Genomic DNA, 3,520 nt, shown 5'->3' with positions numbered 1-3,520 from the left:
GAGTTTATACCTATAGCACCTAAAGGAGGTATAAACTCTACATATAAAAAACTATTAGAAAATTCTTAAATAAAAAAAATTAAAAAATAAAAAGGAAAAATAAGATTTTTAAGTACATAGACTGTACTAGGTTTTGTTTTACAAAAATTTATATTTTGAGGTGATTGAGTATGATTGAGTTTAAAAAAGTTACAAAATCTTATGATAAAAGAACACTTATTTTAAAAAATATAGATTTTAAAATAAAAACTGGAGAGTTTGTCGTTTTAATTGGAGAATCAGGTTGTGGAAAAACAACAACAATGAAATTAATAAATAGGCTCATCGATCCATCTAGTGGCATTGTACTAATAGATGGAGAAGACATAAGTAAAGTTGATCCAATAACTCTTAGAAGAAGGATTGGGTATGTTATACAAAAAGAGGGACTTATGCCTCATATGACCATAGGAGAAAACATAGAGCTCGTTCCAAAACTTTTAAAATGGGAAAAAGAAAGAAGGAAAGATAGAGCTTATGAATTATTAAATCTTTTAAATCTTGATCCTGAAATATACTATGAGAAATATCCTCATGAGGTATCAGGAGGGCAAAAGCAAAGAGTTGGAATAGCTAGAGCTTTAGCTACAAATCCTGATATAATTTTGATGGATGAACCATTTTCTGCATTAGATCCTATCACTAGAGAAAGTATTCAAGATGAAGTTTTAAAATTACAAAAAGAGTTAGGAAAAACTATTATATTTGTTACTCATGATATGGATGAAGCTATAAAATTAGGAGAGAGAATAGCATTTTTAAAAGATGGCGAGATATTACAGTTTGATACTCCAGATGAGATTTTAAAAAGACCAGCTTCTGAGTATATAGAGCAGTTTATAGGAAAAGATAGAATTTGGAAAACTCCAAAAAAACTTCTTGTTTCAGATATAATGTCTAAGTATTATTGGACAATTGAAAAAAGAAGTAATATTTCTAGAGCTTTTAATCTTTTAAAAACTCATGATACAGATTTTCTTATTGTTACTGAAACAGAGGGGGGAAGATATAGTGAACCCATTGGAATAATATTTAGAAAAAATTTAATATATGCTATGGAAAATAATATTTTAAGAGTTAGAGATATTATGGATAAAGAGTTTACTACTATTGATAAGGATAGCAACCTATTAGATGTTTTAAATAAAATGTCTAGTATAAATGCAAAGGTTATTCCTGTAGTTGACGATAGGAAAAGATTAACAGGAGTTATAACAAATTTAGGACTAGTTAATGCTATTAGTAAAATAGCTCCATCTCCTGAATCTGAAGAAGATACTTCACGTGTAGGTGATGTTGTATGAACTCATTTATAAAATATTTTATTGAAAAACTACCTGAAGTTCACATTGCACTTATGCAACATATAGAGATAACAGGTCTTGCTGTTGCTATAGCAATTATAATTGGAGTTCCAATAGGGATTTTTATAATTAGAAGCGAAAGACTTTCTAAAGTAGTTTTAACTATAGCAGGAATATTCCAAACAATACCTAGTTTGGCATTATTTGGTCTGATAATTCCTATTATGGGAATTGGAATAAAGCCTGCAGTATTTGTGCTTTTTTTATATTCTTTATTACCAATAATAACAAATACATATATTGGAATAAAAGGTGTAGATAAATCTACAATTCAAGCTGCTATAGGTATGGGAATGACTAACTTCCAAGTTTTAACTAAGGTTAAGTTGCCAATTGCTGTAGCAGTTATAATGGGTGGAATCAGAATTTCAACTGTTGCTACAATAGGTACAGCTACAATTGCAGCACTAATTGGAGCTGGTGGATTAGGAGAGCTTATATTTAGAGGAATATCTACAAGTAATAATAATTTGGTTTTAACAGGAGCTATTCCTACTGCCATCCTAGCTTTTGTAGCAAACTATTTTTTAGGGGTTTTGGAAAAAGTATTGACTCCTAGTGGAATGCTAACAAACCCTAAAGAGAAAAAGAAAAATATAAAAATATTAAAAATAGTTATGGCTATTTTAATATTGGGAATTGGATTTAGAATATATGAAAATAATAAAAATAGAGGTATTCCAACAATAGTTGTGGGGCATAAAAATTACAATGAACAAAGAATTTTAGGTGTTATGATGTCTCAAGTGATAGAAGATAAAACTAATTATAAAGTAAAAACAGTGGAGCTTGGAACAGGAACAGTTATATTTGAAGCAATTAAAAGTGGAGATATAGATGTGTATCCTGAATATACCGGTGTAGCATATGCTGCTTATCTAGGAAAGAAAGAGAAGGCAGATGCTAAAACTGTATTTGATATTATAAAATCTGAATATTTAGCAGATCACAATTTAGATATTAGAGAACCTATGGGATTTGAAAATACATACGCTTTTGCTATGAAACCAGAAGTAGCTCAAAAATACGGAATAAAAACTATCAGCGATTTAAAAAGACATGCAAATAATATGGTTTTAAGTGGTCCTCATGAGTTTATGGAGAGGGAAGATGGTCTTTTAGGAATACAAAAAGCTTATAATATAAAATTTAAAAGCATTTTATCTATGGATCAAGGATTAGTTATTAACTCTTTAGTCTCAGATAAGATTGAAGTTGCTTTGGTTTATTCTACAGATGGATTAATAGCTAAGCATAAGTTGCTTCTTTTAGAGGATGATTTAAAGTTTTTCCCACCTTATGAAGTTGTAGTTACAATGAGAAAGGGATTTGAAAATACAAAGGGTGATGTTATTGAAGCGTTAGACTCTCTTGTAGACGCTTTAAATGAAGATGAAATGCAAGAGTTAAATCTATTGGCAATTGAAGGAAATGAACCTATCGAAAATATCATCAACAAATTTCTTCGAAATAAAGGGATTATAAAATAATAAAAATATAAAGAAAGCTGAAGAATTTTTAATTCTTCAGCTTTTGTAATTTTATTCAATCTGATATTTGATTAATTTTTTTATAGAAATATAAAATATCCCAATAATGGTAGTGTTAAAATTAACACAGGTATATTTAATTCTTTATATCTTCCAGTTAATACCTTTATAATTACATGAGATATAATACCCATACTCATTCCAGAAGCCATATTATCTGTAAATACAGTAAACATAATTGTTATAACGGCTGGAACAAATTCAGTCATATCATCCATATCGATAAACTTCATGCTTGTCATCATAAGGATACCTATAAAAATTAATGCTGGTGCTGTTGCAGCAGATGGAATTATATAAACAATTGGTGTTAAGAAAATTGTAAATATAAAGCAAATTCCTGTAGATATTGCAGTTAAACCTGTTCTTCCTCCCTCTTCAACTCCAGCTGCTGACTCTAAAAATGTTGTTATTGTTGTAGAACCAAATAAAGCTCCAACAATAGTTGCTATAGAATCAACTAGGAAAGGTTTATCTACTTCTGGTAGATTACCATTTTCATCTAAAAGACCAGCTTGTGCTGAAACTCCTAGTAAAGTTCCTAGAGTACAGAAGAAATCTCCTACG

Annotated in this window: 3 protein-coding genes; 2 read left to right on the top strand and 1 reads right to left on the bottom strand. The window is 29.5% G+C overall.

The window, feature by feature from the left end; translation table 11 throughout:
• Window positions 1-170 precede the first annotated feature (170 nt).
• Both Q0V08_RS11105 and Q0V08_RS11100 read left to right on the top strand, forming a co-directional pair.
• Complete coding sequence (locus Q0V08_RS11105; RefSeq protein WP_297434767.1) at window positions 171-1,343, top strand: betaine/proline/choline family ABC transporter ATP-binding protein; 1,173 nt, start codon at window positions 171-173, stop codon at window positions 1,341-1,343.
• On the top strand, window positions 1,340-2,893 hold the full coding sequence (locus Q0V08_RS11100; protein ID WP_297434765.1) for a glycine betaine ABC transporter substrate-binding protein: 1,554 nt from the start codon (window positions 1,340-1,342) through the stop codon (window positions 2,891-2,893). Before Q0V08_RS11105 ends, Q0V08_RS11100 begins: the two co-directional genes overlap by 4 nt.
• Window positions 2,894-2,973: 80 nt before the next feature.
• Here Q0V08_RS11100 and Q0V08_RS11095 read toward each other — a convergent pair.
• Window positions 2,974-3,520 (bottom strand): NCS2 family permease (locus Q0V08_RS11095; protein ID WP_297434763.1); only part of this gene is annotated, 547 nt, incomplete at its 5' end.

This window comes from uncultured Cetobacterium sp. (assembly GCF_947038635.1).
Taxonomy (GTDB): Bacteria; Fusobacteriota; Fusobacteriia; order Fusobacteriales; family Fusobacteriaceae; genus Cetobacterium_A.
Note: the sequence above shows the minus strand (reverse complement) of the source record. Positions and strands in the feature narration are given on the sequence as shown.

Coding starts and splice junctions, on each gene's coding strand:
- Q0V08_RS11105 (WP_297434767.1), top strand. CDS start 171: ATGATTGAGTTTAAAAAAGTTACAAAATCTTATGATAAAAGAACACTT.
- Q0V08_RS11100 (WP_297434765.1), top strand. CDS start 1,340: ATGAACTCATTTATAAAATATTTTATTGAAAAACTACCTGAAGTTCAC.